34 protein-coding genes, 1 tRNA gene, 1 other RNA gene and 1 other annotated feature are annotated in these 26,953 nt (G+C 39.7%); of the genes, 29 read left to right on the top strand and 7 right to left on the bottom strand.

The genetic code is table 11. The features are described from left to right. The first annotated feature begins 34 nt into the window (after positions 1-34). From ACI3ES_RS09590 to galE, 21 genes are all read left to right on the top strand, one after another. On the top strand, positions 35-622 hold the full coding sequence (locus ACI3ES_RS09590) for a TetR/AcrR family transcriptional regulator (protein WP_036066807.1): 588 nt from the start codon (positions 35-37) through the stop codon (positions 620-622). A gap of 37 nt (positions 623-659) precedes the next feature. Further along, positions 660-809, top strand: a complete 150-nt coding sequence (gene rpmG / locus ACI3ES_RS09585; protein WP_010279708.1) for a 50S ribosomal protein L33 — start codon at positions 660-662, stop codon at positions 807-809. An 11-nt stretch (positions 810-820) separates the two neighbouring features. Next, positions 821-997, top strand: coding sequence for a preprotein translocase subunit SecE (gene secE / locus ACI3ES_RS09580; RefSeq protein WP_004912775.1), 177 nt, complete (start codon positions 821-823; stop codon positions 995-997). Between the two features lie 74 nt (positions 998-1,071). Further along, complete coding sequence (gene nusG / locus ACI3ES_RS09575; RefSeq protein ID WP_004912771.1) at positions 1,072-1,650, top strand: transcription termination/antitermination protein NusG; 579 nt, start codon at positions 1,072-1,074, stop codon at positions 1,648-1,650. A 111-nt stretch (positions 1,651-1,761) separates the two neighbouring features. Then, positions 1,762-2,226 (top strand): 50S ribosomal protein L11, encoded by a 465-nt coding sequence (rplK, locus tag ACI3ES_RS09570; RefSeq protein WP_002815940.1) that lies wholly within the window; start codon positions 1,762-1,764, stop codon positions 2,224-2,226. Then, complete coding sequence (rplA, locus tag ACI3ES_RS09565; RefSeq protein WP_004912765.1) at positions 2,226-2,918, top strand: 50S ribosomal protein L1; 693 nt, start codon at positions 2,226-2,228, stop codon at positions 2,916-2,918. The genes rplK and rplA overlap by 1 nt, the downstream gene beginning before the upstream one ends. 37 nt (positions 2,919-2,955) lie before the next feature. After that, positions 2,956-3,072, top strand: a sequence feature (ribosomal protein L10 leader region). A 27-nt stretch (positions 3,073-3,099) separates the two neighbouring features. Then, complete coding sequence (gene rplJ, locus ACI3ES_RS09560) at positions 3,100-3,663, top strand: 50S ribosomal protein L10 (RefSeq protein ID WP_114667227.1); 564 nt, start codon at positions 3,100-3,102, stop codon at positions 3,661-3,663. 49 nt (positions 3,664-3,712) lie between these two features. After that, entirely contained in the window at positions 3,713-4,078 is a 366-nt protein-coding gene (gene rplL / locus ACI3ES_RS09555; RefSeq protein WP_114667228.1) for a 50S ribosomal protein L7/L12, read from the top strand. 81 nt (positions 4,079-4,159) lie between these two features. After that, positions 4,160-4,792, top strand: coding sequence for a class I SAM-dependent methyltransferase (locus tag ACI3ES_RS09550; RefSeq protein WP_114667229.1), 633 nt, complete (start codon positions 4,160-4,162; stop codon positions 4,790-4,792). Further along, complete coding sequence (gene tadA, locus ACI3ES_RS09545; RefSeq protein WP_114667230.1) at positions 4,770-5,261, top strand: tRNA adenosine(34) deaminase TadA; 492 nt, start codon at positions 4,770-4,772, stop codon at positions 5,259-5,261. Before ACI3ES_RS09550 ends, tadA begins: the two co-directional genes overlap by 23 nt. A gap of 114 nt (positions 5,262-5,375) precedes the next feature. Next, positions 5,376-5,894, top strand: coding sequence for an HD domain-containing protein (locus ACI3ES_RS09540; protein WP_004912752.1), 519 nt, complete (start codon positions 5,376-5,378; stop codon positions 5,892-5,894). A gap of 21 nt (positions 5,895-5,915) precedes the next feature. Further along, an RNA gene (ffs, locus tag ACI3ES_RS09535) (signal recognition particle sRNA small type) lies at positions 5,916-6,006 on the top strand. A 113-nt stretch (positions 6,007-6,119) separates the two neighbouring features. Then, positions 6,120-7,931 carry a DNA polymerase III subunit gamma/tau gene (dnaX, locus tag ACI3ES_RS09530; RefSeq protein WP_114667231.1) on the top strand — a complete coding sequence of 604 codons (1,812 nt, stop codon included), beginning with the start codon at positions 6,120-6,122 and terminating at the stop codon, positions 7,929-7,931. A 54-nt stretch (positions 7,932-7,985) separates the two neighbouring features. After that, positions 7,986-8,591 carry a recombination mediator RecR gene (gene recR, locus ACI3ES_RS09525; protein WP_114667232.1) on the top strand — a complete coding sequence of 202 codons (606 nt, stop codon included), beginning with the start codon at positions 7,986-7,988 and terminating at the stop codon, positions 8,589-8,591. Beyond that, complete coding sequence (locus tag ACI3ES_RS09520) at positions 8,588-8,848, top strand: YaaL family protein (RefSeq protein ID WP_004912743.1); 261 nt, start codon at positions 8,588-8,590, stop codon at positions 8,846-8,848. The genes recR and ACI3ES_RS09520 overlap by 4 nt, the downstream gene beginning before the upstream one ends. Before the next feature lie 38 nt (positions 8,849-8,886). Further along, on the top strand, positions 8,887-9,528 hold the full coding sequence (tmk, locus tag ACI3ES_RS09515) for a dTMP kinase (RefSeq protein ID WP_114667233.1): 642 nt from the start codon (positions 8,887-8,889) through the stop codon (positions 9,526-9,528). Then, on the top strand, positions 9,525-9,854 hold the full coding sequence (locus tag ACI3ES_RS09510) for a cyclic-di-AMP receptor (protein ID WP_004912736.1): 330 nt from the start codon (positions 9,525-9,527) through the stop codon (positions 9,852-9,854). Before tmk ends, ACI3ES_RS09510 begins: the two co-directional genes overlap by 4 nt. Beyond that, a complete protein-coding gene (locus ACI3ES_RS09505) occupies positions 9,854-10,756 on the top strand; it encodes a DNA polymerase III subunit delta (RefSeq protein WP_114667234.1) in 903 nt (300 codons plus the stop codon). The genes ACI3ES_RS09510 and ACI3ES_RS09505 overlap by 1 nt, the downstream gene beginning before the upstream one ends. A gap of 1 nt (position 10,757) precedes the next feature. Continuing rightward, positions 10,758-11,627, top strand: a complete 870-nt coding sequence (gene rsmI / locus ACI3ES_RS09500; protein WP_114667235.1) for a 16S rRNA (cytidine(1402)-2'-O)-methyltransferase — start codon at positions 10,758-10,760, stop codon at positions 11,625-11,627. Between the two features lies 1 nt (position 11,628). Then, positions 11,629-12,360, top strand: a complete 732-nt coding sequence (locus ACI3ES_RS09495) for an acyl-[acyl-carrier-protein] thioesterase (RefSeq protein WP_407631982.1) — start codon at positions 11,629-11,631, stop codon at positions 12,358-12,360. Between the two features lie 68 nt (positions 12,361-12,428). Next, positions 12,429-13,427 (top strand): UDP-glucose 4-epimerase GalE, encoded by a 999-nt coding sequence (gene galE, locus ACI3ES_RS09490; protein ID WP_139967835.1) that lies wholly within the window; start codon positions 12,429-12,431, stop codon positions 13,425-13,427. A gap of 387 nt (positions 13,428-13,814) precedes the next feature. Here the strand turns inward: galE and ACI3ES_RS09485 are convergent, their stop codons facing one another. Next, positions 13,815-14,681, bottom strand: a complete 867-nt coding sequence (locus tag ACI3ES_RS09485; protein WP_188354215.1) for an ROK family protein — start codon at positions 14,679-14,681, stop codon at positions 13,815-13,817. 671 nt (positions 14,682-15,352) lie between these two features. On the opposite strand from ACI3ES_RS09485, the gene ACI3ES_RS09480 reads away from it, so the two are divergent. The 7 genes from ACI3ES_RS09480 to ACI3ES_RS09450 all read left to right on the top strand — a co-directional run bounded on the left by ACI3ES_RS09480 (position 15,353) and on the right by ACI3ES_RS09450 (position 21,259). After that, a complete protein-coding gene (locus tag ACI3ES_RS09480) occupies positions 15,353-15,496 on the top strand; it encodes a hypothetical protein (protein WP_181809856.1) in 144 nt (47 codons plus the stop codon). 154 nt (positions 15,497-15,650) lie between these two features. Then, positions 15,651-15,723: transfer RNA gene (locus ACI3ES_RS09475), tRNA-Lys, on the top strand. Between the two features lie 255 nt (positions 15,724-15,978). Beyond that, positions 15,979-17,448: an MFS transporter gene (locus ACI3ES_RS09470; protein WP_114667331.1), complete on the top strand. Its 1,470-nt coding sequence runs from the start codon at positions 15,979-15,981 to the stop codon at positions 17,446-17,448. Positions 17,449-17,613: 165 nt separating this feature from the next. Further along, positions 17,614-18,387, top strand: coding sequence for a D-alanyl-D-alanine carboxypeptidase family protein (locus ACI3ES_RS09465; protein ID WP_181809857.1), 774 nt, complete (start codon positions 17,614-17,616; stop codon positions 18,385-18,387). Between the two features lie 113 nt (positions 18,388-18,500). Further along, positions 18,501-19,145, top strand: a complete 645-nt coding sequence (locus ACI3ES_RS09460) for a deoxynucleoside kinase (protein WP_004913895.1) — start codon at positions 18,501-18,503, stop codon at positions 19,143-19,145. An 81-nt stretch (positions 19,146-19,226) separates the two neighbouring features. Further along, positions 19,227-20,015, top strand: coding sequence for a glutamate 5-kinase (proB, locus tag ACI3ES_RS09455; protein ID WP_114667332.1), 789 nt, complete (start codon positions 19,227-19,229; stop codon positions 20,013-20,015). Positions 20,016-20,017: 2 nt separating this feature from the next. Continuing rightward, on the top strand, positions 20,018-21,259 hold the full coding sequence (locus tag ACI3ES_RS09450) for a glutamate-5-semialdehyde dehydrogenase (RefSeq protein WP_114667333.1): 1,242 nt from the start codon (positions 20,018-20,020) through the stop codon (positions 21,257-21,259). Between the two features lie 35 nt (positions 21,260-21,294). Here ACI3ES_RS09450 and ACI3ES_RS09445 read toward each other — a convergent pair whose 3' ends face one another. Then, positions 21,295-22,263, bottom strand: coding sequence for a nucleoside hydrolase (locus ACI3ES_RS09445; protein ID WP_114667334.1), 969 nt, complete (start codon positions 22,261-22,263; stop codon positions 21,295-21,297). A 123-nt stretch (positions 22,264-22,386) separates the two neighbouring features. On the opposite strand from ACI3ES_RS09445, the gene ACI3ES_RS09440 reads away from it, so the two are divergent. Further along, entirely contained in the window at positions 22,387-23,403 is a 1,017-nt protein-coding gene (locus ACI3ES_RS09440; protein ID WP_114667335.1) for an NAD(P)/FAD-dependent oxidoreductase, read from the top strand. 39 nt (positions 23,404-23,442) lie between these two features. Here the strand turns inward: ACI3ES_RS09440 and ACI3ES_RS09435 are convergent, their stop codons facing one another. The 5 genes from ACI3ES_RS09435 to ACI3ES_RS09415 all read right to left on the bottom strand — a co-directional run bounded on the left by ACI3ES_RS09435 (position 23,443) and on the right by ACI3ES_RS09415 (position 26,895). Next, entirely contained in the window at positions 23,443-23,697 is a 255-nt protein-coding gene (locus ACI3ES_RS09435) for a hypothetical protein (protein WP_114667336.1), read from the bottom strand. A gap of 9 nt (positions 23,698-23,706) precedes the next feature. After that, positions 23,707-24,579 carry a DNA/RNA non-specific endonuclease gene (locus ACI3ES_RS09430; protein ID WP_114667337.1) on the bottom strand — a complete coding sequence of 291 codons (873 nt, stop codon included), beginning with the start codon at positions 24,577-24,579 and terminating at the stop codon, positions 23,707-23,709. Between the two features lie 71 nt (positions 24,580-24,650). After that, positions 24,651-25,385 carry an amino acid ABC transporter ATP-binding protein gene (locus ACI3ES_RS09425; RefSeq protein WP_114667338.1) on the bottom strand — a complete coding sequence of 245 codons (735 nt, stop codon included), beginning with the start codon at positions 25,383-25,385 and terminating at the stop codon, positions 24,651-24,653. Next, a complete protein-coding gene (locus tag ACI3ES_RS09420) occupies positions 25,382-26,080 on the bottom strand; it encodes an amino acid ABC transporter permease (protein ID WP_114667339.1) in 699 nt (232 codons plus the stop codon). The genes ACI3ES_RS09425 and ACI3ES_RS09420 overlap by 4 nt, the downstream gene beginning before the upstream one ends. A gap of 26 nt (positions 26,081-26,106) precedes the next feature. Next, on the bottom strand, positions 26,107-26,895 hold the full coding sequence (locus ACI3ES_RS09415; protein ID WP_142511326.1) for a transporter substrate-binding domain-containing protein: 789 nt from the start codon (positions 26,893-26,895) through the stop codon (positions 26,107-26,109). Between the last annotated feature and the right edge of the window lie 58 nt (positions 26,896-26,953).

The following is a 26,953-nucleotide window of genomic DNA, read 5'->3' as shown; positions in this document are numbered from 1 at the left end:
CTAGATTGAAGAATGAAAAGTGGGGGGTGACACAGTGGCAGAGTCTATACCAGCTAGTGAAAACCGGCGCCAACAAATTATCAATGCAGCGACAACTCTTTTTTTGGCCAAAGGTTATAACCAAACAACTACACGTGATATTGCAAAAGTCCTAAATATTAGTCAGCCTGCTCTTTATCACCATTTTGGCGATAAAGAAACGCTATTTGTTGAAGTAGTTAAAACGGTTGGTGATCAGGTCAATCATGATATGAAAAAAATCTTGGCAAAGACATATACAGAACCAATAGATCAACTAATTGATTTGACAGATGCTATTTTGACACGTCATCCGCGTGATGTTTTTACGCTAATCCATAGTAGTTTTACATCATTATCCGATAAACATCAACGCGTTTTGGGGATGATTTTTGGTCAAGACTATGTTGCACCAATCGCCCAATTTTTTGCGACAATTACTTTGCGTTCAAGTATTGACGCACGAACTGCAAGTTCTTTTTATATCACAAGTTTGGCCCCGCTTTTTGGCGACTTTCATACGCTGGGTGCGAAACAAACTAAACGTGAACGAATTGCGCAGCTGATGGACCTAATTTTGTATGGGGTAGCAAAAAATAATTAACAATGGTATGATACTAGGAGAATATGGAGGCTAACGCATGGCTAGTCAAAAAGTATCGTTGGCGTGTACTGTTTGTGGTTCACGCAATTACACGGTAACATTATCGAAAGATCGCACCGAGCGTCTTTCTGTCAATAAGTTTTGCCAACATTGTGGCAAACATACATTGCATCAACAAACAAAATAAGGAATTTCCTAATGATTAACTACTTTAAAAACGTTGCAGCAGAAATGAAAAAGGTCACTTGGCTTACAGGTGAGCAGACATCAAAAGAAACGGTTACTGTGATAACAGTATCAATTATTTTTGCACTTTTTCTAGGTGGCGTTGATTGGCTTTTACAACAAGGTTTCAATGTCTTACTAGCAAAGTGAGTTGTTTTTTGTTATAATTGCTTTAACAACAGGAGCTCTTTGGGGGTTCTTTTTATTTTGGAAAGAGGTAAAAAATGTCAGAAGATATCGAAAAATCATGGTTCGTTGTGCATACTTATTCTGGTTATGAGCACAAAGTCAAAGCAAACTTGGAATCACGTACACAAACAATGGGCATGTCACAACAAATTTTTCGTGTGTTAGTGCCAGAACAAGAAGTGACTACGATTCAAGATGGTGAAGCAAAGCAAACCGTTGAAAATGATTTTCCAGGATATGTCTTAGTCGAGATGGCAACACCGCAAGACGACAACATGACAGATGAAGCTTGGTATGTTGTGCGTAACACACCTGGCGTAACTGGTTTCTTGGGATCTCACGGTGCTGGTTCAAAGCCAAATTCACTTATGCCTGAAGAAGTTGACCTATTAATGAAACGAATGGGTATGGTTACGCGTGAAAAGGTTGATTTAGACGTTGCAGTTGGTCAAACTGTTAAAATTATCGCTGGACCATTTTCGGGAATGGAAGGTGTTGTCACTTCTGTCGATCAAGAAAAGCAAACATTGGAAGCCACAGTTGAAGTGTTTGGACGTGAAACACCAACTGAACTTGATTTTGCTGATGTTGATACAGTCTTGGATGAACGTTAAAATTGTCTTGCAAAACGTTTTGATATTTGGTAACATATATTAGTATGCCATCGGCATACGTGGGAGCAGCACTAAAGCTGTGTTTCACCACAACACGAGGAGGAAAATATCGTGGCTAAAAAAGTTGTAAACGTAGTTAAGCTACAAATTGCCGCCGCTAAAGCAACGCCGGCACCACCAGTTGGTCCTGCATTGGGACAAGCTGGTATTAACATTGCGCAATTCACTAAGGAATTTAACGCACGTACTGCAGATCAAGCTGGATCAATTATTCCAGTTGAGATTTCTGTTTTTGATGACCGTTCATTCGAATTTGTTACAAAGACACCACCTGCAGCTGATCAATTGCGTAAGATCGTTGGTAAGGGTTCAGGTGAACCTAACACCAAGAAAGCAGGAAACGTAACACTTGATCAAATTCGTGCCATTGCTGAAAACAAGATGGCTGATTTGAACGCCAACGACATCACAAACGCTATGCGTATGATCGAAGGTACAGCACGTTCAATGGGTGTTACTGTTGACGGTGTTGACTTGACTGTTGAAGGTACAGCAATCAAGGAGGACGCAGAATAATGGCTCAAAAGCATGGTAAAAATTATGTTGCAGCAGTAGCAAAGGTAGAAGCTGAAAAAGCTTATGCTTTGAACGATGCTGTTTCATTGGTAAAAGAAATTGATTTTGCTAAGTTCGACGCTTCTGTTGAAGTTGTTTTCAAGTTGAACGTTGACACACGTCAAGCAGACCAACAATTGCGTGGTGCTGTTGTGTTGCCAAACGGAACTGGTAAAGATAAGACAGTTGTTGTCTTTGCACAAGGTGACAAAGCTAAAGAAGCTGAAGCAGCAGGCGCTGACGTTGTTGGTGCTGCAGATTTGGTACAACGTATCCAAGGTGGCTGGTTAGACTTTGATGTTGCGATTGCAACACCAGATATGATGGCTCAAGTTGGTCGTGTTGGTCGTGCTTTGGGACCTAAGGGATTGATGCCAAACCCTAAAACTGGCACAGTTACAATGGACGTTACTAAGGCTGTTTCAGATGCCAAGGGTGGACAAGTAACATACCGTACAGATCGTGACGGAAACGTCGCAGTTCCAGTTGGTCGTGTATCATTTGATGCTGACAAATTGGCTGAGAACATTAAGTCAATCTCTCAAACAGTTTTGAAGGCTCGTCCTGCAGCTGTTAAGGGTACTTATGTACAACACGTTTCAATTTCGTCAACATTTGGTCCAGCTGTATCGTTGGATGTTAATTCATTGTAATTTGACAATATCAACTTCGTTTGGTAGAATTTATTAAGTAATTGAATCCATTTTGCCTAAGACTCAGGTGATGCTTGCATCTTAATAGCCTGCCGAGGAAGTTTAAAACCTTTTCCCGTGTGTCTTTGAGCGCACGGGATTTCTTTTGCAAAATAAATTTAAAGGAAGGAGAATCATAATCATGAGTGAAAAAGCTATTGCAGTTAAAGCACAAAAAGTTGAAGAAATTGCTGATCAATTTAAGGATGCCGCTTCAGCAGTTGTTGTTGATGCCCGTGGATTGACAGTTGCGCAATCTACAGACTTGCGTCACCAATTGCGTGAAGAAGGTGTTGTCCTTGAAGTAATCAAGAACAAGATCTTGACTCGTGCAGCTGAAAAAGCTGGTTACGCTGAATTGAACGACATTTTTGCCGGTCCTTCAGCTGTTGCCTTTTCTAACGATGATGCTGTTGCACCAGCACGTATCTTGAAGAAGTTTGCAGATGAAAACGAAGCATTGCAAATCAAGGGTGGTGTTGTTGATGGTAACATCGCTAGTCTTGATGACATTAACAAGTACGCTTCATTGCCTTCACGTGAAGGTTTGTTGGGTCAGTTGATGGCAGAATTCCAATTCTCAATTCGTTCATTCGCATATGCTGTTAAAGCTGTGTCTGACAAATTAGAAGAGGAAGGTGGTGCTACTGAAGCAACACCTGAAGAAGCACCAGCTGCCGAAGAAGCAGCAACGGATGCTGAGTAATTTAAAACAACCATTATAAAACAAATATAAATCTCGGAGGATTTTGATCATGGCTTTTGATAAAGACGCGATTATCGCATCATTGAAAGATGCAACGATCTTGGACTTGGCTGACTTGGTTTCAGCTATCGAAGAAGAATTTAACGTTTCAGCAGCAGCTCCAGTAGCCGCTGCTGGTGCAGGTGACGGTGCAGCTGCTGCAAAGTCAGACTTTGATGTTGAATTGACTTCAGCAGGTACTGCTAAGGTTAAGGTTATCAAGGCAGTTCGTGAAGCAACTGGTTTGGGCTTGAAAGAAGCTAAGGACTTAGTTGATAACGCACCTTCAATCGTTAAAGAAGGTTTGAACGAAGACGACGCCAACGCATTGAAGGCAGCCTTGGAAGAAACAGGCGCTTCAGTAACATTGAAGTAATCTTCTTCATCATATTAAAAGAAGTGCTTCGGTACTTCTTTTTTTGTACATATTGAAACGATTTTATGGAGGGAATGCAGGATGACAGATAAAGCATCAGGCGAACAGTATTTTACCGCTAATCCTAACGCGGATCATCACTTTCAACAATTTGATTTTGAGTTATTAGGACATCAATTACATTTTACAACCGATTCTGGTGTTTTTTCCAAATCTACTGTTGATTTTGGGACTCGTACAATGCTAGATGCATTGTCAAAGACGACTATCCCTACTGGGAAAATACTCGATTTAGGTACGGGATATGGACCGGTTGGCATTAGTATTGCCAAAGCTTACAATCGAAAAGTTGACATGGTTGATGTTAATGAACGCGCGCTGGCACTTGCAAAACAAAATGCGCAAAAAAATGGCGTTGAAAATTTAACCAAAATATTTCAATCTGATGTTTATCAGAATATCGATCAGCAATATGCTGCCATTTTAGTAAACCCACCGATTCGAGCAGGCAAGCAGGTAGTAACAGCAATGCTGCAAGAGGCAATTAAATATTTACAGCCGGGTGGCAAATTAATTGCTGTTTTACAAAAGAAACAAGGGGCACCGTCAGCGCAAAAAAATATGTTGCTGGCGTTTGGTAATGCGTCAGTCATTCATAAAAATAAGGGGTATTATATCTTGGAGAGCACTTATGGCGAAAGTTCCGACATTTAGTGAACAACAAATTGATTATTTCATGCAAGAAGCCTTGAATGAGGCAAAATTAGCAGGTAGTGAAGGTGAAGTGCCAATTGGTGCGGTAATTGTATTTGAAAATCAAATTATTGCTCGTGCACACAATCATCGTGAAAGAGATCAATTAGCCACTGCTCATGCGGAACTGATCGCTATTGAACGTGCTAACCAAGCTTTGAAATCATGGCGTCTTGAAGACACTGCATTATTTGTTACGCTAGAGCCCTGTATTATGTGTGCTGGTGCAATAATCAATGCACGTGTGCCAGCGGTTTATTATGGTGCGCAAGATGCAAAAGGTGGTGGAACGCAATCGCTTTATCAGCTTTTAGAGGATGAACGGCTTAATCATCGCGTTGCTGTCCAAGCTGGTGTTCGTGCTGAAGAATCAACCAAAATATTGCAACAGTTTTTTGCTGATATTCGTGCCAAAAGAAAGCAAAATTAGTCACTTGATTACAGTATCACAATCTTTTTGTAAATAATTTGCAAAGTTAAATGTCAGCATTTTTTTTGAAAATAGATTATAATTGTTTCTAGTAGATAATAAAGAGGTAAATGAATGCAAAACCCTAATGCATGGCGACATGATACAGCGTATTTAAAAATTGTTGATGATTTATTGGCACATGATGAAGTCCAAAAATTGGCACTCTACCCACAACATCACTTCTCAAATCGCTTACAACATTCAATTTCAGTATCATATCACTCATACTTAATCGCCAAAAAGATTGGTGCGGATGAAGTTGCTACTGCCAGAGCTGGTTTATTGCATGACATGTTTTATTATGATTGGCGTGTCACTAAATTTGCGGAAGGATCTCATGCCTATGTTCATCCTCGCATCGCCTTAAAAAATGCGCGTAAAATTACTACAATCAGTCCTAAAGAAGAAGATATTATTGTGAAGCACATGTTTGGCGCAACAATTGCACTGCCCAAATATCGTGAAAGTTGGATTGTCTCACTAGTGGACGACTTTGCGGCTGTTGATGAATACGCAATTCCCAAAGCATATCTGACCTATTTTAAGTGGCAGGAAAAAATTGCGCGTAAAATGGCAAGAGTGTTTGCGTAAAGTTCTTTTTTTAGATATAATAGATAGGCAGGCAAGCGTCGGCTCCCGAACCGGGTCAGGACAGGAATGTAGCAGCCCTAAGGTTGTTCGAGGTTGTGCTTGTGTACATATGATGGCGGCCGCGTAGCGGTCTTTTTTTGTAAATCTGAGTCTGTGATAATGATTGTCGTTGTGAAGCGATTAAATAACAGATGACTTTTGGCAGTTCATAATGGAGGTATTACCATGGCATATCAGGCACTATATCGTGTTTATCGACCACGTACATTTGACGATATGGTAGGCCAAGAAGTGATCACACAAACACTAAAAAATGCAATTGAAGCTCACCAAACGGGCCATGCTTATTTGTTTAGTGGCCCAAGAGGAACCGGCAAAACGTCAGCAGCCAAGATTTTTGCTCGTGAAGTGAATGGTATCTCACCAGATACTGACGAAACACAGATTCCGGATATCATTGAAATTGACGCTGCTTCTAATAATGGCGTCGATGAAATCCGTAATATCCGTGATAGCGCAAATTACGCGCCAATTGAAGCACAATACAAGATTTATATTATTGATGAGGTGCATATGTTGTCAACCGGTGCATTTAATGCGCTGCTAAAGACACTTGAAGAACCGCCCGCTAATGTTAAATTTATTCTTGCAACAACAGAGCCACAAAAAATTCCAGCTACGATTCTCTCAAGAACACAGCGTTTCGATTTCAAACGGATTGATGACGTCACAATCAAAACGCGTATGGCAGCGATACTTGACAAACAATCAGTAGCCTATGATCAAGATGCGTTACGTGTTATTGCAAATGCGGCCGAAGGTGGAATGCGTGATGCCTTGTCGATTTTGGATCAAGTGATTGCGTACGGTAGTGATAAAGTTACGATTGATGATGCTTTGCAAGTTACGGGGGCAACCACAACAGAAGCCTTACTAATGTTTTTTGGACAGGTTAGTGATGGCGATACCAGAAATGCATTGCAGACACTGCATACTATATTACTAGACGGCAAAGATGCACAGCGTTTTGTGGCTGATATGATAGGCCTTTTACGCGACGTGATGTTGGCACCAATTGCACCCAATTTGATTAAAACAACAGCTTCAGTTGAGGAACTAAACAAGTTAAATCAAAAAATAGGGCAAAAACGCATCCAAATTATGATGCTTGAACTTGATGAAACTCAAAAAGCGTTATTGCAGACCATGCAGAGTGATGTCTACCTCGAACTCTTAACCGTTAAACTTAGCTTAGCTGGTTCAGAAATACTGTCATCTTCTGACGTAAAACAATCACAGTCCCCAGTAACGCCTAAAAACTTATCGAAATCACAACCATCTGTTGCAACACCAATAGTCGATGATGATATTCAAGCGCCAACGGAGGCGCCTTTAATATCAAATACACCCACCACAAATAACAATACGCACAGTGCTATACAGCAACCGCAACAAACAGCGGTTCAACAACAAACTTCAGATGTCAATTCAGAACCAATTTCACAGGCGAAATCCGAGATCAACAAACTAAGTGCACGTACCGGACAGGAAGCAGTATTTGCCGTTTTGAGCGTAGCAAGACGTGAGACACTGACTAAAGCTACGCAACTTTGGCCAGAACTAAAGCAACAGTTTGATGTAGCCAAGCAGGCTTTTTTGACTATTGCGAAGCCAGTAGCGGCCAGTGACGAGGCAATTGTGTTAGCATTTGATTACCCTGCCTTACTTGCCGAAGCCTTGCAGGATTCTGAACTACAAGTCCAGCTAGTGCAACAATTATCTGAACATAACTTGCCCTTTTCTCTCGTGTTGATTTCTAAAGACGAGTGGAAAACTGATCGCGCTGCTTATGTGTCGCTTTTACGTACTGGTGAGAAAATTACCGTCAAATTAAATGATATACCAGTTGTAAAAGCTAACGTTGAAGCGGTAACTGTTGATCAAGATGATACAATAGCAGTCACAAATGATACACCAGAAATTGTGAAGCAAGCCCAATCATTGTTTGGTGAGGACATTGTGAACATTGTGGACTAATCTATTTAGGAAGGAATACGTTGAACGTTTCTGACGTTTAAACGTTATGAATATATGCAGTATCCAGAACCTATTGCAAAATTAATTGATAGTTACGCCAAATTACCTGGAGTAGGTGTTAAAACTGCGACACGATTGGCGTTTTACACCCTGGGTATGAGTGAGTCAGATGTAACTGATTTTTCTAAATCCTTACTTTCAGCTAAAAACGATCTCACTTTTTGTACGGTGTGTGGTAATATTACAGAAAAAGGCATTAACCCTTGTGTTATTTGTCGTGATGAATCGCGCGACCAATCAACCGTCTTTGTTGTTGAAAATTCTCGTGATGTGATGGCTATGGAAAATACCCGTGACTATCATGGCTTGTATCATGTGCTGAATGGTGTGATTTCGCCAAGTGCAGGTACTGGACCAGAAGATATTAATTTGCCAAGCTTAATTAGACGTTTATCTGAACATGAAGAAATAAAAGAAGTGATTGTCGGTACCAATGCAAACGCTGAAGGTGAGGCAACGGCTATGTATTTGGCTCGGTTATTAAAGCCAGCTGGGTTGACCGTAACGCGATTAGCACACGGCTTGGCAGTGGGTTCTGATATTGATTATGCAGATGAATTGACGCTAATAAAAGCAGTTCAAGGACGGACAAAACTATGATATTTGGTAAAAAGAAGCGACGTTTACGTGCTGAATATGATCAGGCACTGGTTTTTCAAATAGATAAGGCTAAAATTGATTGGGATACTGCTAAAAATTCTGAAGAAGCATTGTTGGATGGTCAGGTCAATTTTCGTTTGATTCAGGCGCAAACTGCTTTGGCACGTGCTAAGTTTAATTACTTGTATCGTGAGGCACGACGTCGTAAGACAGTCGGGCATATGCAGACGCATGTACTCAAATCTGATCGAATTTAAGAAATTAATCACTAAGATGTTATTACAAAGGAACGTCAATGTCAAAACCATTATTTATTTCATTTGAGGGCCCTGAGGGGGCTGGTAAGACCACGGTACTGAATATTCTAATTGCAGAATTGCAACCAAAATTAGGAAACAAGCTTGTCGCAACGCGTGAGCCCGGCGGCAATCCAATTTCGGAGGCCATTAGAGCAATTTTACAGCCAGAAGATGATAATGGCCTAGAGAAACGTACGGAAGCTTTGCTTTATGCTGCTGCACGTCGACAACACTTGGTCGAGATTATCCAACCGGCTTTGGCAGCTGGAAAAGTGGTAATTTCTGATCGCTATGTTGATAGTTCACTAGCTTATCAGGGTGGCGGGCGAGACTTAGGTGTTGAAAAAATTTGGCAGATTAATCAATTTGCGATTGATGGTTTGTTGCCTGATTTAACAATCTACTTAGACGTCCCTTCTGAATTAGGTTTGGCTCGTGTGACAGCTAACCGTAAAGGGAAAATTGATCGCTTAGATAAAGAAAGTCTAGCCTTTCACCAAAAGGTGCGCCAAACTTATTTAAAACTTCAAAGTGAATTTTCTGATAGAATTAAAATAGTCGATGCAACACAACCATTAGATAAAGTGGTGCACGATACACGTGAACTTATTAACAAAGTTCTGGAGGACAAATCATGAAACTTATAACAGCAATTGTACAAGATAAAGATACAACAAAATTGAGTAATGCTTTTGTTAAAGCTAATGTGCGAGCTACACGTCTGTCAACTTCTGGTGGCTTCCTGCGATCAGGTAACACAACATTTATGATTGCCATTGAGGCCGATCGGGTACAAGAGGTACTTGATATTATCAAAGATGTGTCACAAAAACGTAAGCAATTTATGGTGCCACCCATCAGCTTAGATGCTGGTGGAGACCACGTTGGCGCCTATCCAATTGAAGTTGAGGTTGGTGGCGCAACAGTGTTTACGCAAGAGATTGAATCCTTCTATCAGTTTTAATGTTGCCTGATTTTGCCACAACTGCACAGCAAACTTACCCAACACAAATGGCTCATTTTAATGAGTTACTGAAGAATGGACAATTAAGCCATTTGTATTTATTTGTTGGATCAAGCCAGTCGACGAGACTGGCCTTTTCGCGTTATTTGGCTTGGCAAGTGGTTGGTGCAACCGATCGTAATGCATTACGCATTAACGAAAATGAGCATCCAGATGTGCATTTGGTGGCGCCTAAAGAAGAAGGAGCTACTTTAAAAGTAGCACAAGTGCGCGATTTGACACCTGAATTCGTGACTACCACGTTGGAAAGCCCGAAAAAAGTGTTTATTTTAGATGCTGTGGAAACGATGACGGCTAGTGCAGCCAACTCGTTGCTAAAGTTTATTGAGGAGCCCGCTGGGCCACAGCTTATTTTACTGCTGACAAATAATTTACAAGATGTATTGCCAACAATTCAGTCTCGGGCCCAAATTGTTCATTTGAATCCTGAAATATCTTTAGTTGATGCAAACGACATCGATGATAATTGGCAGAAAAACACACAAATGTTGTTATTTAAGTGGTTTGAGTTGATGATGCAACGTAAAATTGAAGCTTTTGCGTATGTCCAAACCACGTTGATTAGTCAAATCACAACTGATTTACAACAAAAAATGTTTATGAAATGGCTGCGCCAATTGGCAAGGGATATGGTGATATATTGTGCCACTGCTGACGAGAACCTGATGTTTCCCAGTTTAATAGGTTTTTATAAAACACTGGCTAAGCATTATCATGTCAGACAGTTAGTGCACGCAGCAGAAGCTATATTTGCTGATGATAAGTTACGAAAAATTAATATATCCTTGCAAGCACGTCTTGAAAAAATGGCTTTAGAGGTTACGATTGCGTTGGGAGAATAGTATGCAACAACAAAAAAGTTTTGGGTCACAAGTTTATGGCACACTTTATCTCGTGCCAACGCCAATTGGCAATTTGGGTGATATTTCGGTGCGAGCACTGGATACGTTGCGGGATGTTGATTTGATTGCGGCCGAAGATACACGACATACACAGCAGTTGTTGAACCATTTTGGTATTGAAACACCGCAGACCAGTTTTCATGAACATAATTGGCAAGCTAAAATTCCTAACTTAATTGCTGATTTGCAAAACGGTACTAATGTAGCGCAGGTTAGCGATGCTGGTATGCCATCAATTTCAGATCCTGGTAAGGAATTAGTGGCTGCCGCTGTCGCATCATCGATTCCAGTCGTGCCAATTCCGGGTGCCACTGCTGGGGTAACTGCTTTAATTGCCAGTGGTCTAGTACCACAACCTTTTTATTTTTACGGTTTTTTGAAACGTAAAAACAGTGAACAATTAGCTGAATTACAGCAGTTATCCACAATGAAAGATACGATCATTTTTTATGAAGCCCCCCATCGTTTAAAGCAAACGCTTGTCAATATTCAAAAAATAATGGGATCAGATCGAAAATTGGTTTTAGCGCGTGAATTAACAAAGCGTTATGAAGAATTTTTGCGCGGAACAGCGTCTGAATTAGTGACATGGGCACAAGAAAATGATATTCGTGGTGAATTTGTTGTCATGATAGATGGGTTTCATGGGCCGATTGTTGCCGAAACAACAGAAATCACATTATCAGTCAAAGAAGCTGTGGACGTACTGATTACAAAAGGACTTCGACCAAATGCAGCCATTAAGCAAATTGCTAAAGAGCGCGAACTTGATCGTCAAGCCGTTTATGCAGATTATCACGGGATAAATTAAAATGAAAAAATATGAAATAGAACGTCGTGTTGAATATTATGAGGCAGATACGACACAAAAGTTGTCATTACCAATGATTTTGAATTTAGCGGTTTTGGCATCTAAAAATCAAAGTGACGAACTTGGGGTTGGTCAAGATTATCATTTGGCAATGGGACTAGGTTGGGTCATTTTGCAGTATGAAGTTGCGATTAAAAGGCGACCTAAGGTGGGTGAATTAATGCGTATTCAAACCTACGCCGCTGAATACAATCCATTTTTTGTACGACGACCTTTTGTGTTTTTTGATGAATCAGGTGACGAAATTATTAAGGTGTCATCCATTTGGACGATGTTGGATATTAAAAATCGTCGTATGGCACGTTTGCCACAAGAAATTGTTGATAAATACGACGCACAACGCGTTAAACAAGTTCCTCGTATTCCCAATCCAATTAAAATAACGGATGATGATACCATCATTGAGAATGATTATCATGTGCGTTATTTGGATATTGATGCTAACCAACATGTTAATAATTCAAAGTATTTTGAGTGGATGCAGGATGTTTTGTCACCAGAATATTTGATGACGCATGAAGTGACACATATTAACTTGAAATTTGAAAATGAAATTCGTTTAGGATATACAATTTTATCGCAAGTTGTTTTGGGTGATGGTGAAACTCGTCACCGTATTATGATGGGAGATACGGTCAGTGCCGAAGCAGAATTTAAATGGCGTGAGTTGTAGTATAATTTAAGATAGGATACTCAAGAAAGGGGATGTATCCACCACATGAGGTGGATACGTTTATAATTATGGCAGTATTAGTACTTGGTGGTGCAGGATATATTGGCTCACACATGGTGAAACGGTTGGTTGAAGCAGGACGCGACGTGGTGGTTGTGGACGCCTTGTTCACTGGACACCGCGCAGCAGTTAATCCGGCAGCGACATTTTATCAAGTGGACATTCGTGATAAGGCAGCTTTGTCGGCAGTGTTTGATAAAGAAAATATTGAACAAGTGGTTCATTTTGCAGCCTTCTCAATCGTGCCAGAGTCAGTGGCAAACCCGCTGAAATATTTTGACAACAATACTAGTGGCATGATTACGTTACTAGAAGTGATGAAAGCACATGACGTCAAGCAAATCGTCTTTTCATCAACCGCCGCAACTTATGGTAATCCGGTTCATATTCCGATTAAGGAAACTGATCCGCAAAATCCGATTAACCCTTATGGTGAATCAAAGTTGATGATGGAAAAAATCATGAACTGGTCCGATCAAGCTGACGGGGTTAAATGGGTCGCGTTGCGCTATTTCAATGTGGCTGGTGCAGCAGAAGATGGCACGATTGGCGAAGACCACAATCCAGAAACACACTTGGTACCAATCATTTTGCAAGCTGGTTTGGGACAACGTGATTATATTGAAATGTTTGGTGATGACTATAATACACCAGACGGCTTTAATGTACGGGATTATGTGCATGTCTTAGACTTGGCAGACGCGCATATTTTGGCATTACAGTATTTAGCTGATGGGCATGAGTCAAATCAGTTTAACTTGGGGTCAGCAACTGGATTTTCAGTGAAAGAGATGGTTGAGGCGGCACGGGAAGCAACAGGGGTTGATATTCCGGCTAAGATTGGGCCACGTCGAGCGGGTGATCCTGATATTTTGATTGCGAATTCAGATAAGGCACGAGAGGTGCTTGGCTGGGCACCCAAGTACGATAATGTGCAAGACATCATCAAGACAGCTTGGCAGTGGCATCAGAGTCATCCTAAGGGTTATGATGATCATCAAGACTAAAAAAAAAACGATTTCTAAATCAGAAATCGTTTTTTTTGATGACATAAATAATCATAAAAACACGAAACCCGATGAACTAACGCGTTCATCGGGAAATATTTTTGAGAGAATATTTGAGAGAGAAGAGAATATATTCGGGAGAGAATATGAATTATTTAGAGTCGCGGGGAGAACGCGACTTTGGCTCCTTTTTGCCATGGGTTTCGTGCTTCTGATGTGATGGTCATCAGTTATACCGCTTATGAGACAAGTCCTCCGAAGGTCTAATTTTTATTCAATGTCTACTTTGAGTCAACTTAGCGGGTTGTTTGAGATAACTTGCTTTGTTGATGTTTATAATATAACGATTGAAAATTAAAACGAGATAAACCGGAGATAAACTGAAGATTAAATTAGGGTCTTGGCAAGATAGAAGCAACCAAGAATCCCTGCATTGTCACCATTGGCAACAGGCACAATATAATCATCCAAATCCGGAACGGCTAGATAATCACTCATCAACTTTGCAAATTGCTCGCGAATCAATGGAAATAGGATTTCACGATGTGGCACACCACCACCAAACACAATCTTTTCTGGACGCAAAATCATTGTATAATCCAAAGCTGCTTGTGCCAAATAAAAGGCTTCAATTTCCCAAGCTAAATGATCGTCTGGTAGTTCCTTAGCACTCATTTGCCAGCGTTCTTCAATTGCTGGACCAGCGGCTAAGCCTTCCAAACAATTATCGCCGTGGAATGGGCAATGACCAGCGTAAGTGTCTTTAGGATGCTTCTGCAAGAAAATGTGTCCTGCTTCAGGATGTCCATAGCCGCTGACAAAACGACCACCGGAAACAATTCCTGCGCCAACGCCTGTACCAACTGTTAAATAAACCATGTTTTGCACATCTTTAGCAGCACCAGTTTCAAATTCTGCCCAACCTGCACCGTTGACATCTGTTGTCCAATAATAAGGAATATCACGCCAAGCCTTCATAGCACCTAAAAAGTCATATCCTGACCAGCAACGCTTTGGCGTGTCCAATACGTGCCCGTATGTTTTTGACCCCTCGACAATATCAATTGGACCAAATGCTGCGATGCCAATAGCATCAATATTTTCAAATTGGTCAAAAAAAGCAATGACTTGTTTTAGTGTTTGTTCGCCATCAAGTGTTGGAAATGATGTCCGCTCTACAATGTTGTAGTCGTGATCCGCTACCGCCACAACAAATTTTGTACCACCGGCTTCAATTGCGCCTAATAATCCCATGAGTTACTCCTTTTTTTGCGATTTTATCGCGTTAATGATAAACGTTAATCAGTTGTTTACAAATATATTGTAACCGTTTACAGGATGTTTGGCAATAACTAAAGCAACGTTTTTTAAAACAAAGGTAATATGCAGTTTATAATCAAACCTCTGAGCCAAGACCCTAATTTAATCTTCAGTTTATCTCCGGTTTATCTCGTTTTAATTTTCAATCGTTATATTATAAACATCAACAAAGCAAGTTATCTCAAACAACCCGCTAAGTTGACTCAAAGTAGACATTGAATAAAAATTAGACCTTCGGAGGACTTGTCTCATAAGCGGTATAACTGATGACCATCACATCAGAAGCACGAAACCCATGGCAAAAAGGAGCCAAAGTCGCGTTCTCCCCGCGACTCTAAATAATTCATATTCTCTCCCGAATATATTCTCTTCTCTCTCAAATATTCTCTCAAAAATATTTCCCGATGAACGCGTTAGTTCATCGGGTTTCGTGTTTTTATAGACTATAAATTGGTCCTGCTCATCGCTTTTAGAAAAAACAAAGTCATAAATGTGAAAAAGTTTCGATTTTTTTCGATTTTTTTAGAATAAATCAGATGCTGGTTTGTGTTGGTAACTAAAATGGATTATGATTCACTTCAAATGATGAAAGGACACAAATGACGATGACGTATCATATTGATTTGACAATTATTATCTGGCTATTTGTTGCTTATAAGTTTTATAAACTGTTGCTAAGAGCTGTGACTACTTTTGAAAGAAAAGTTAATCACGATAGTTCGTTAGACAAAAATGAATCTGATAATTAAGAGGGCAGTTCGCTTTTTGGTTTAAGGATGTATGCTTAGGCTGACTTTAGGGTCAGTCTTTTTGATTCTAATTGATGAATAATAGGTTAATTGATATGTTGCCTATTGATCAAATTTGTGGTATTATATTTTGTGTTGTAAAAACAGGTGATATGGTCAGCTAGCTCAGTTGGTAGAGCAACGGACTCTTAATCCGTGGGTCCAGGGTTCGAGCCCCTGGCTGACCATTCTGGAAAACCACTCAGAGAATATCTGGGTGGTTTTTTGTTGCATTGATTGATATTTTGGTAGCAGATAGTTTGTGAAATGTCTTGATATTTCTGCCTTTATTTGTCACAAATAAGCAGGCGCATATTTTGTTTATATAAGTTGGTTGCACAAACAAACTAACCATGTTATGATATTTGAGTAAAGTTGTGATAACGTTTTCACTAAAAAATACGTTTATTCACAATTAAAAATATTATCTGGGAGATATGGTTATGGATGCAAATCTTGAAAAAAGAGATGAATTTGCCAAACTAACAACTTGGGATCGTGTGAGTTATGGTTTCGGTGATTTTGCTCAAAACTTGGTGTTTGGAACAGTTGGTGGCTTTTTGCTATTTTACTTAACAAACATTAACGGCATATCAGCCGGTGTTGGTGCAACGATATTTTTAGTTGTTCGTTGGATTAATGTTGTTTGGGATCCGTGGGTTGGAACTGTTGTTGATAAAGCTAAAATTACAAAGAATGGTAAATATCGGCCATTTCTTTTGAATTTTGGTATTCCACTAGTTATTTTAGCGGCGCTGTTGTTTTTACCTGTTGCAAAAGTGCTAGGATCTGGTTCTGCCGCAACTGTTGCTTATGCAACTGTTTCATATATGGCAACAGCGTTGGTGTACTCATTTGTTAATATCCCTTATGGTTCATTAAATGCATCATTAACTCGCGATGAAATGGAAGTGTCGAAGTTAACTTCAGTTCGTATGATGCTGGCTAATGTGGGTAACTTACTGGTTTATACACTATTTCCTTTGTTTGTTCAATTAGCTTCACCTAATGCAAAAATGACAGATACTGGTCTGTTCGGTTTAAAGTTGAAACTAGGAAATTATGCTGCTCCTTCAGCAGCTGGCGCATGGTTTAAAGTTTACGGTATATATATGGTTATTGGGGCCGTTGCCCTGTTTATCGCTTATCGTAACACCAAAGAACGCGTTCTAGCCTCAGAAGAATCAACGGATCAGGTTAAGTATTCTGATTTGTTTGCTGAATTAAAGCGTAATGCAGCTTTGCGTAACCTTGGTATTTTCTTCTTAGTTGGCTTCACCTTGATGTTCTTTGGAAATACAGTTTGGCCATACTTTATGCAATATAACTTTGGTGTTGAGGGCGGTAAGTCAGCTTTGATGGCATCAATCGGGTTAATTGGTTCAATCCCAGGTATTTTCTTGGTAGTACTTTGGCCAAAATTGCGTGCAACGCTTGGTAAAAAAGGATTTTTCTTTACATTCTTAGCCATCTTTATAGTTGGTCAGTTACTACTGTTTGCTTGGTCTAAGAATCCTTCTTCAGACTGGTTGGGATTCACTGGTCGTTTCCTACAACAGTGGGGCCTAACATCTGCAACTGGTTTCATGTGGGCTTTGGTTCCTGAAGTTGTCTCAAATGGTGAGTATATCTCAGGTAAGCGTGTTGCTGGTATTATCAATGCTATCATGGGACTATTCTTCAAAATTGGTTTGGCACTTGGTGGTATTATTCCTGGATACCTTTTGCAGATTATGCACTTTAAGTCTGGTGCTTTGACACAAACTGCCAGTGCACAATTTGGTATTGCATTGTCAATGATTTGGTTACCAATTGTGATGGCAGTTATTGCCATGCTTGTCATCAGTCGTTATCCATTGTCGGATGAATATGTTGACAAGATGAACCAAGAATTGAAAGAAAAAAATAGTTAATTAACTAAAACAACATTAACAGGCACTGCTCATAGATTTGCTAAATGGTAAATTTATAACCTTTGACTGGAAGTGTTGTTTTTTATTGCAATCTTATAAGTACTGCGGGATACTAAAGATAGTTTTGTTAATAGCAGTTATTAAAATATATTGGGGTAAAAAGTAGTGAAAAAAACTATCGGGCATGTCAAAATGCCATATATATTTGTTATTTTAATTTTAGTTGTTATTTTTGGGGTTCTAACGGTACGACATTTTGATAAGCAGGAGGAATCAGCGTCGCCAGATGTTAAAAAGTCGACATCAACAGCTAAGTCAAAAAATACTTTTCCAAAGGGTGTCAAATCAACTGATTGGGACTTAGTCTTGGTCAATAAAAAACATCCTTTATCGGCAGAATTAAATTTTAATAAAGTCACGGTTGATGACAAGCAAATTGATGCTAGAATTGAACAACCTTTAGCTAATTTCCGTCAAGCTGCTCAAAAAGCAGGATATGTCACAACTTTAGTTTCAGGATATCGTTCCATTGCCTACCAAAAACAAATTTTTGATAATTCAGTTGCACAATATGAAGCCAATGGTTTGAGTGCAACTGAAGCCAAAAATAAGACGGCACTTGTCATCCAAACGCCGGGTGCTTCAGAACATCACACAGGGTTAGCTGTCGATTTGGCGGGGGATGATGCATTAGCGGCCTATCCTGCGCTGCAAGCCGAAATGGATCAGTACGCCTCTCAGAAATGGTTGATACAACATGCACCAGATTACGGATTTGTATTACGTTTCCTAAGTGATGCTAAGTCAATTCAACAGACAGGTATTGATTATGAATCATGGCATTTTAGATACGTTGGCGTGGCAAACGCAAAATATATGACCCAGCATCATTTAACCTTAGAGGCGTATGTTGTTGCTTTAAAAAAGGCCAATCGTTGATGTCAAAACCAATTGATTTCGTCTGCAAGTAAGTGACAATTTTGCTATACTTAATAAGTAAATATTTTTAGCAGGTTTGTTAAATACTCACATTAACTTAAAGGAGAACTGGCATGATTGTATTATCAGGCACCATTGGCGCCGGCAAAACAAGTTTAACAAAGATGTTGGCCCAGCATTTGGACTCAGAGGCGTTTTATGAAAGCGTGGACGATAATCCAATTTTGCCTTTATTCTATGAAGATCCCAAAAAGTATGGCTTTTTGCTGCAAATTTATTTTCTGAATAAGCGTTTGGCGCAAATTAAAAAAGCACAAGTTGTCACAAAAAATATCCTTGATCGTTCAATTTTTGAAGATGCTTTGTTGTTCCAATTAACTGCTGATTTAGATCGTGCCACACAGACGGAAGTCGACATTTATAAATCTTTGGTTGATAATATGATGGCTGAAATTCCTGGGGGTGCTTCAAAAGATCCTGACCTATTGATTCACGTTCGTGTTAGTTTTGATACAATGTTGGCACGCATCAAAAAGCGTGGACGTTCTTATGAACAAATTGATGAAAATCCAAGCTTGTATGAATATTATCAAGAACTGAATAGTCGTTATGATGATTGGTTTGAAAACTATGACCGATCACCCAAGATTCAAATTGATGGCGATCGTTTTGATTTTGTTGAAAATCCAAAAGCACGAGCAGAAGTATTTGATATGATTGATGCTAAATTATCTGAGACAGGTGTGCTATCATTTTAAAAGTATTAGCGACTATATATGGCTCCTAACTGATGAGTTGGGAGCTTTCTGTTATAATAAAACAAAATGGGAAATAATGACATGGAAAACTGGCATAGAATTGTTGTTAAAGTGGGAACAAGCACCATTGTTGATAGTGATGGTCAAATTAAATATTCAGTTATCAATCGTTTGGCGCAAACACTCACAAGTTTACAGAAAAGTGGGCACGAAGTGGTATTAGTTACTTCGGGCGCGATTGGTGTGGCGATGCAACAAATGAACCGACAATCACGGCCTAAAGAAATACCACAACAACAAGCATTGGCAGCTATTGGTCAAACATATTTAATGTCACTTTACAACCAAAGCTTTGCGTTTTATCAACAAATGATAGGACAAGTACTACTGACGTATGATGTTTTTGATAATAAAGTAATGCTTGAAAATGCTATCAACGCTGTTGAAGCATTGTTAGCAGAACATGTTATTCCAATTATTAACGAAAATGATGTGATTGCAGTAGATGAATTGGATCATCAACATTCGTTTGGTGATAATGATCGGTTGGCAGCAATTGTAACACATGAATTGCAAGCCGATGGTCTAATCATTTTAAGTGACGTTGACGCGCTGTATACTGCCAATCCAACAATTGATACCAATGCTACACCTATTCGTCGTGTCACGGCAGTTACCGATGAGATTCGGATGAGTGCCACTGGTTCTGTTTCTGGTCTCGGGACAGGTGGTATGAGTACCAAATTATTGGCAGCCGAACTTGTGATGGCACATCGTGGCAAAATGGTGCTAATTAACGGTGCCAATCCAGCTTTAATTTTAGATGTTATAAAAGGTGAAGCCGTGGGCACTTTGTTTCAAGGAGAATAAAGATGGAAACAATACAAAATATTGGTAAAAGAGCAAAAGCAGCAACGTTGGATGCTGCACAATTGTCTCTTGAGACACGCAATCAAATTCTGAAAATGATGGCAGCTGCCATTACGGAAAAGTCAGATGTCATTATTGCGGCTAATCGGCAAGATTTAGCATTAGCAACAAATCTGGCTGCACCAATGGTAAAACGACTAACGCTTGATGAGGCGACAATTCAAAGCATTGCTGACTCTCTTTTGGCAGTCGCACAATTACCTGATCCGTTAGCAGGTCCGTATGAAACGTGGGAAAATCACGTCAAATTAAAAATTGTAAAAAAGATAGTACCTTTGGGTGTTGTGGCAATGGTTTATGAAGCACGGCCAAATGTCACTGTTGACGCAGCTGCGCTCACACTGAAATCTGGTAATGCTGTTATTTTACGAGGTGGGAAAGAAGCAATTGCCTCAAATACAGCACTTGCAGCTATTTTACGCGATGTTTTGGAACAACGTCATCTTAATCCGGATATGATTCAACTGATTACTGACACGTCACATGACTCGGTCAATCAGTTACTTCATATGAGAGAATATGTGGACGTCTTGATTCCACGAGGATCGGGTCATTTCATTGATTTTGTTGTGGCTAATGCCACGGTTCCTGTAATTGAAACCGGTGCTGGTAATACACATATTTTTGTAGACGCTAGTGCTGATCAAGATGAAGCCATTAATATTATTCATAACGCTAAAACGCAGAAGCCAGCGGTCTGCAATGCTGCCGAGAAGTTGTTAATTCATGCTGATATAGCGGATGAATTTTTGCCAAAGATTACTGGTCGATTAAGAGCTGCGCATGTTGAATTACGAGGTGATGAAGCATCTCGAGCGATTGAAAGTGATTTGACACCAGCTAGTGAGCTTGATTGGGACACGGAATATAATGACTTAATTATGGGCGTTCGTATTGTTTCTGGAATTGATGAGGCAATTGAGTGGGTGAATCGGCACACAACGCACCATTCTGAAACCATTATTAGTGAAGATGCTGAAAACGTTGCCAAATTTATGAATGACGTTGATGCTGCAGTCGTTTATCGAAATGCCTCAAGTCGCTTTACAGACGGATTTGAATTCGGGTTCGGTGCAGAAATTGGCATTTCAACTCAAAAACTTCATGCACGTGGGCCAATGGGTCTGAAGGCTTTGACAACAATCAAATATGAAGTGTTTGGCGATGGTCAAATTCGTGACTAAATAAAGAGACATGTCATTAAGACATGTCTCTTTATTTAGTCTTTAGTTGTATTTAAAACACTTAACATAAGATTTTGGAAATCATTTACAAAACGTTGTGTGTCAACGAGTACAGCGGCTTTAGTAGTTGTTGGCTCCAACAATCTACTTTTATCTCCGATAGTGCGACCGTAATCGCCACTTTCTTTATCATAAGTGACACGCATAGCTAATGAAATTGTGGTGACATAGCTTGGGTCAATACCAACAGCTACTGCTAGCGGATCATGGAGAGCAGCGCCTTTTTTGTCGATATTCAATTTATCATAGGCGTCAATATAAAAATCCATTAAATCAGCATATTTTTCACCTGCGGTTGTTCCTAGTAAGCGCCATGCAGCAGTTTCCTTTTTTGTTAATAGCGTTCGTAGGGTAACATCAAGACCAACCATCGTTAAATTGTCCTGATGGGTGAAAGCAAAGTCGGCAGCCTCGGGATCTTGATGGATGTTAGCTTCAGTGAATGGGGTGACATTGCCTGGAACTGTTAAGGCACCGCCCATCAATGTCGTATTACCAATTAAGTGCGCAACGTCGGGATCTTTTTTAATTGCAGCCGTCAAGTTAGTTAGAGGACCGGTAGGAATGAAAATTAACTCATCTTGATATCGGTGTGCAGCTTCGATTAAGAAATCTACCCCAGATTGTGTGGAAACTTTTTGAGGTGATGTTGCCAACAAAACATCACCAACGCCGTTTTTGCCATGAATAGCTTGTGAAATTGGCATAACGTCAAAATGGTCAGTGGTGCTAGAATGACTTTCACCAATGAAAACAGGAACATTGTCTGCACCGAGTAGATGGAGTAAATTCAAAGAATTTTGGGCGGCCGTTGTGACCAGAGTGTTACCATAACTTGAAATAATACCAATGAGATCAACATTTGGGTCTGCGACAGCATAAGCCAACGCAAGTGAGTCATCAATACCTGTGTCAAGATCAAGAATCATTTTTTTAAGGGCCATGAATTTTTCTCCAATTTTTAAAGATATGTTTATTATAACGGACAACAACAATTTTAGGGATAAATTCGCCAAATGTAGGTATAATATTCTTGTAAAGGGTAAACAAAAATTGGAGATTTATGAATGACAGAAACAGACATATATGATATTGCCATAATAGGTGGTGGGCCGGTTGGCATGTTTGCGGGATTTTATGCTGGGCTACGAAATACAAAAACAATTCTGATTGAAAGTCTAGCCACTTTGGGTGGGCAGGTAACAGCACTTTATCCTGAAAAAAATATTCTAGATGTTGCTGGTTTTCCTAGTATCAAAGGTTCAGACTTAATCGCATCGTTACAAGCACAACTTGATATGTTTCCTATTACAATCAAAACGAATACGACTGTGGTTAATGTTGCGAAACAAGACGAGTTATTCACAATTGCTACACATGATGGCACGACGCTGTTCGCCAAAACAATTATCGTTACCACAGGTAAAGGTGCATTTGAACCACGTAAAATGCAGGTAGATGGTGTAGATGAGTTAGTTGGACAAGGTGTTCACTATTTTGTTAAAAACAAACACGATTTTGACAATCATGACGTTGCCATTGCCGGTGGCGGGGATTCAGCAGTTGATATGGCAACAATGCTTAATCAATTAACTGCATCGACTGCTTTGATTCATCGACGGGATCAATTTAGAGCGATGGAACAAAGTGTTAAAGCGTTGGAAGCGTCAACAGTGAAACGTGAAACACCGAAAAAAGTGACAAAAGTTGAAAAATTATCTTCTGGCAAGTTAAAACTTACTTTGGCAAATGTTAAAGATGACTTGTTGCATAGTGATTTATTAGTGGATGACCTAATTATCAACTATGGTTTCATTTCAGCTAATAAAACGGTGCAATCTTGGGATATTAAGCCGGAACTTGATGGTCAAGTATTTCATGTTAATCAAGAATTGGCTACTAGTGTTCCTGGTGTATTTGCAATTGGGGATGCCAGCCATTATGTTGGGAAAGCGGACTTGATAGCAATTGGATTTGGTGAAGCACCCAATGCTATTAATGCTGCTATTCGGGTATTTGACCCAGAACGCGGTGGGCCAGGCCATTCTAGTGCCATGGTTGTCCGCGATGGTAAAGTGATATAAAAAAATGTTAACCTCTAATCCTGAGGTTAACATTTTTTGTTATAAGTCATGTTTGTGCGCGTTGCCACGGGCAAAATGACGATTATTAGCATGTGTCTCGCGTTTTTTCTGCGTTCGAATTTGTTTTTCTAGCTCAGCAATTACTAAGGTGACATTCTTCAAATTGTTTCTTAGTGAGCGTTGTGATGAAGCATCATGGTTTGACTGTTCTAAGTCATTTTGCAATTGTTTAACTTGGTTCTGTGCGGTTGAGAGTTTTTGTTGTAATGCTTTGATATCATATAATTGAAACATAGGTGTGCCTTACTTTGCCGATTCTAATATTGTTACTTTACCAGTGGCATAATCAATTTTAACGCCGGGTTGTACATTAAAAATCCAATAATTGAGATTAAGGCTTTTACCATCGTCGCTAATTGATTTTGCCATATAATGAACACCACGTGGAATGCGTTCGTTGCCAACATATAAAGGTGTGACTTGTCCACGTACAGTGAGCTTAGGATTTTGTTCAATTGCATCACGAATGTCATCTTCGGCAACTAATTGTCCCGGATAGGCATTTTCTACGCGTGTACCTGTTGTCATATTCTCTGTGACCATTGTCGCCATACCGAAAAATTGATACCCAACGATGTGCGATTTGTTCCACAAAGGTTGCTTGCTATTACCAAGTTTAACATTGGGATTATTATGATAGCCTCCAACCCATTTTGTGCCGTCAAATCGATCACCAATAAACCAACCTGATGGACGAACGTCGTATGGCATGCGACTTGGCCTTTTGGTGACTTTAGATATGGCACTTTGACTAGCTACAAAATTGGCCTGTTGTGAGCGACCAAGACTATCTAGTGGCGACAAACTCAAGCCGTCAATTGGTCGTAATTTTGAGGCGTGACTGGGGAAAGTGTCCGCCATTTCAGTTTCACTAAATGTCGCTTTATTATTGTTAACGTGAACAATGTCGCCGTCTAAAGTGCCATCCCATTTAAGATTTAAAAGTGCTTGGTCATTTGGCGCATTAACGGTTGTACGTGATGTTTTCTCAGTTGGCGTGTGTGATTGCTGTTGGTTTTGCCAAAGATAAAATCCAGCAACGAGTACAATGATTAACAGCGACAAAATTTTATTTTGAGGTTGTCTTTTACGAGTATAAGTACGTTTTCTAGCCATGATATTCTCTCTTTCAACTCATATATCATAACATGTTGTGGATTAATACGAAATGCAATGATCTCTTTGTATTAAAAACTCATCGCATTTAAGAATTGTTGAATTCTGGTATCTGTGGCACTAAAAAATCCCTCAGCACTACCATCATAACCAATTTGCCCATTTTCAATGAAAATAATATGATCGGCTACTTGACGCGCAAAACCTAAGTTATGAGTCACGACAATCATAGAGGTCCGTTGTGCAGCTAACTCTTTTAGGACATGTAGTACTTGTGCTTCTAATTCTGGATCTAGCGCACTAGTTGGCTCATCGAGCAATAAGTATTCTGGTTGCATGGCTAATGCCCGCATAATGGCAACACGTTGTTGCTGACCTCCGGAAAGTTCTGAAGGGTATCGTGCAGCGAGTTCTGTCATACCAAATCGTTCCAGCAATGCTTCTGCTTTTTTTGTAGCAACAGCGACAGATTCTTTTTTGACTTGGACTGGACCCTCTATGATATTTTTTAAGACCGTCAAGTGTGCAAACAAAGCTTTTTCTTGAAAAACCATGCCAAATGTTTGTCGTACATTGAAAATTTCTTTTTTGGCAATAGGTGCTTCAAAATTGATGGTTAAATCATTCAAAGCTAGTGTGCCACTTGTTGGTCTTTCAAGCAAATTTAGAGTACGCAACAGTGTTGATTTACCAGAACCGGAGGGGCCCAGAATAACCGTTGTTTCATGTGCATTGAAAGTTGCTGAAACATCATCTAATGCACGCTTTTCTGGATATTGTTTAATAATGTGTTTGACTTCAATCATATTGTAAACCTCGAGGTATAACGTTCAAGATAGTGTTGTCCCACAGTTAAGATAGTGGTTAATAACGCATAGACCATTGCCACTAACACATACATGGATAAAATTTTGTAGTTTTCGGCGGCGATTTGCTGACTGAGATAAAACATTTCGACAATGGTAATGACACTAGCGAGTGAAGTATCTTTCAACAAGCTAATTAGTGAGTTACTTAGGGGAGGAATTGAAATGCGCGCGGCCTGCGGTAAAACGACTCGCCAATAAACTTGACGATTGGTCATGCCAAGTGACTCGGCTGCTTCTTTTTGTACTTTAGGCACTGATAAAATGGCTGCACGGACACTTTCTGACGCATAGGCGCCAGTATTTAGTGAAAAAACAGTGATTGCAGAGACCCACGCGTTAGCAAAAAAGTTGATGTGTGCATTAGGTAATCCGTAGAACACAATAAACAATTGCACAATCATGGGTGTTGAGCGAAACAGCCAAACATAAAAGGCTGCCAAAGTCTTTAACACGCTCATGATTAGTTTTGCGACTGTTTCAGAGGGCAGCTTTGCAATACGAATTAAAGCTGTTAAAATCGCAAAGATTAATCCTAAAATGAACGAAATCGCCGTCAAAGGAAGTGTGTAGGTTATCGCTGCCATTAATAAACTCGGTAAATATTGTATGGCAAGTTGAATAAATTGTGTCATAAAATCCTCCTAGACGATGTAACGAATCACTTTACAGTTAAATCCGTATTGAAATATTTGATTGATAATGACTTTAACGTACCATCAGCGCGTAGATCAGCCAATGCTTGATTAATTTTTCCTTGTAAGGTTTTGTTATTCTTATTGATGAGTGCTCCGGCGGGAGCAGCAGGACTTTCTTTGCTTAAATCAATGGCAGCTGTTTTAGCTGACGGATTTGCTTTTTTCCATACTTGGTAAGCACCCATATCATTTAAAGTGCCATCAGCGCGACCAGTAGTAACCATATTCATAGCCTCTGTTATACCGGGAACGGCTACTATTTCTGCGCCAGATTTCTTTGCAAGTGCTCCAAAATTAGAAGTTGTGGATTGCGCCATTTTTTTGCCTTTGATATCAGCTAATGTTCTTAAGTCTGTGGCAGTTGATGGTTTAATTAAAACGGTTTTAGCATAAATGTATGGTGAACTAAAACGATAGTTTTTTTGACGTTCTGGTGTGATTCCAACATTGTTAAAAACGACATCATATCGTTTTGCACCGAGGCCAGCAATTAAGGAGTCCCATTTTGTTTGAACATATTTAGGCTTTAAGCCTAATTTTTTGGCTATTTTGGTCGATAACTCAACTTCAAATCCAGTTAATTTGCCGTTTTGACGGTATGAAAAAGGTGCATAAGTGCCTTCCAAACCGATGGTTAATGTGCCAGATGTTAATGTTTCTGATTTTTGAGATGTATGTCGGGTTGCAATACTGAATACGGCTACGATGACAATGATTAGTGCAATTGCTGTGACAATGATTTTTTTCTTCATGATTTTCTCCATAGAAAAAGGCGCTTATCAAATGAAGTTGATAAGCGCCTGTTGCGTT

The organism is Leuconostoc falkenbergense (assembly GCF_045801155.1).
GTDB lineage: Bacteria > Bacillota > Bacilli > Lactobacillales > Lactobacillaceae > Leuconostoc > Leuconostoc falkenbergense.
Note: the sequence above shows the minus strand (reverse complement) of the source record. Positions and strands in the feature narration are given on the sequence as shown.

What these genes read in the sequence shown, in the direction of transcription:
- rplL (WP_114667228.1), top strand. Translation starts at nt 3,713, where the DNA reads ATGGCTTTTGATAAAGACGCGATTATCGCATCATTGAAAGATGCAACG.
- dnaX (WP_114667231.1), top strand. Translation starts at nt 6,120, where the DNA reads ATGGCATATCAGGCACTATATCGTGTTTATCGACCACGTACATTTGAC.
- tmk (WP_114667233.1), top strand. Translation starts at nt 8,887, where the DNA reads ATGTCAAAACCATTATTTATTTCATTTGAGGGCCCTGAGGGGGCTGGT.
- proB (WP_114667332.1), top strand. Translation starts at nt 19,227, where the DNA reads ATGGAAAACTGGCATAGAATTGTTGTTAAAGTGGGAACAAGCACCATT.
- ACI3ES_RS09505 (WP_114667234.1), top strand. Translation starts at nt 9,854, where the DNA reads ATGTTGCCTGATTTTGCCACAACTGCACAGCAAACTTACCCAACACAA.
- secE (WP_004912775.1), top strand. Translation starts at nt 821, where the DNA reads ATGATTAACTACTTTAAAAACGTTGCAGCAGAAATGAAAAAGGTCACT.
- galE (WP_139967835.1), top strand. Translation starts at nt 12,429, where the DNA reads ATGGCAGTATTAGTACTTGGTGGTGCAGGATATATTGGCTCACACATG.
- ACI3ES_RS09550 (WP_114667229.1), top strand. Translation starts at nt 4,160, where the DNA reads ATGACAGATAAAGCATCAGGCGAACAGTATTTTACCGCTAATCCTAAC.
- ACI3ES_RS09460 (WP_004913895.1), top strand. Translation starts at nt 18,501, where the DNA reads ATGATTGTATTATCAGGCACCATTGGCGCCGGCAAAACAAGTTTAACA.
- nusG (WP_004912771.1), top strand. Translation starts at nt 1,072, where the DNA reads ATGTCAGAAGATATCGAAAAATCATGGTTCGTTGTGCATACTTATTCT.
- ACI3ES_RS09540 (WP_004912752.1), top strand. Translation starts at nt 5,376, where the DNA reads ATGCAAAACCCTAATGCATGGCGACATGATACAGCGTATTTAAAAATT.
- tadA (WP_114667230.1), top strand. Translation starts at nt 4,770, where the DNA reads ATGGCGAAAGTTCCGACATTTAGTGAACAACAAATTGATTATTTCATG.
- ACI3ES_RS09415 (WP_142511326.1), bottom strand. Translation starts at nt 26,895, where the DNA reads ATGAAGAAAAAAATCATTGTCACAGCAATTGCACTAATCATTGTCATC.
- ACI3ES_RS09470 (WP_114667331.1), top strand. Translation starts at nt 15,979, where the DNA reads ATGGATGCAAATCTTGAAAAAAGAGATGAATTTGCCAAACTAACAACT.
- ACI3ES_RS09430 (WP_114667337.1), bottom strand. Translation starts at nt 24,579, where the DNA reads ATGGCTAGAAAACGTACTTATACTCGTAAAAGACAACCTCAAAATAAA.
- ACI3ES_RS09495 (WP_407631982.1), top strand. Translation starts at nt 11,629, where the DNA reads ATGAAAAAATATGAAATAGAACGTCGTGTTGAATATTATGAGGCAGAT.
- ACI3ES_RS09520 (WP_004912743.1), top strand. Translation starts at nt 8,588, where the DNA reads ATGATATTTGGTAAAAAGAAGCGACGTTTACGTGCTGAATATGATCAG.
- rplA (WP_004912765.1), top strand. Translation starts at nt 2,226, where the DNA reads ATGGCTCAAAAGCATGGTAAAAATTATGTTGCAGCAGTAGCAAAGGTA.
- ACI3ES_RS09485 (WP_188354215.1), bottom strand. Translation starts at nt 14,681, where the DNA reads ATGGGATTATTAGGCGCAATTGAAGCCGGTGGTACAAAATTTGTTGTG.
- ACI3ES_RS09510 (WP_004912736.1), top strand. Translation starts at nt 9,525, where the DNA reads ATGAAACTTATAACAGCAATTGTACAAGATAAAGATACAACAAAATTG.
- rsmI (WP_114667235.1), top strand. Translation starts at nt 10,758, where the DNA reads ATGCAACAACAAAAAAGTTTTGGGTCACAAGTTTATGGCACACTTTAT.
- rplJ (WP_114667227.1), top strand. Translation starts at nt 3,100, where the DNA reads ATGAGTGAAAAAGCTATTGCAGTTAAAGCACAAAAAGTTGAAGAAATT.
- ACI3ES_RS09480 (WP_181809856.1), top strand. Translation starts at nt 15,353, where the DNA reads ATGACGTATCATATTGATTTGACAATTATTATCTGGCTATTTGTTGCT.
- ACI3ES_RS09425 (WP_114667338.1), bottom strand. Translation starts at nt 25,385, where the DNA reads ATGATTGAAGTCAAACACATTATTAAACAATATCCAGAAAAGCGTGCA.
- ACI3ES_RS09440 (WP_114667335.1), top strand. Translation starts at nt 22,387, where the DNA reads ATGACAGAAACAGACATATATGATATTGCCATAATAGGTGGTGGGCCG.
- ACI3ES_RS09420 (WP_114667339.1), bottom strand. Translation starts at nt 26,080, where the DNA reads ATGACACAATTTATTCAACTTGCCATACAATATTTACCGAGTTTATTA.
- rpmG (WP_010279708.1), top strand. Translation starts at nt 660, where the DNA reads ATGGCTAGTCAAAAAGTATCGTTGGCGTGTACTGTTTGTGGTTCACGC.
- ACI3ES_RS09450 (WP_114667333.1), top strand. Translation starts at nt 20,018, where the DNA reads ATGGAAACAATACAAAATATTGGTAAAAGAGCAAAAGCAGCAACGTTG.
- recR (WP_114667232.1), top strand. Translation starts at nt 7,986, where the DNA reads ATGCAGTATCCAGAACCTATTGCAAAATTAATTGATAGTTACGCCAAA.
- ACI3ES_RS09435 (WP_114667336.1), bottom strand. Translation starts at nt 23,697, where the DNA reads ATGTTTCAATTATATGATATCAAAGCATTACAACAAAAACTCTCAACC.
- ACI3ES_RS09445 (WP_114667334.1), bottom strand. Translation starts at nt 22,263, where the DNA reads ATGGCCCTTAAAAAAATGATTCTTGATCTTGACACAGGTATTGATGAC.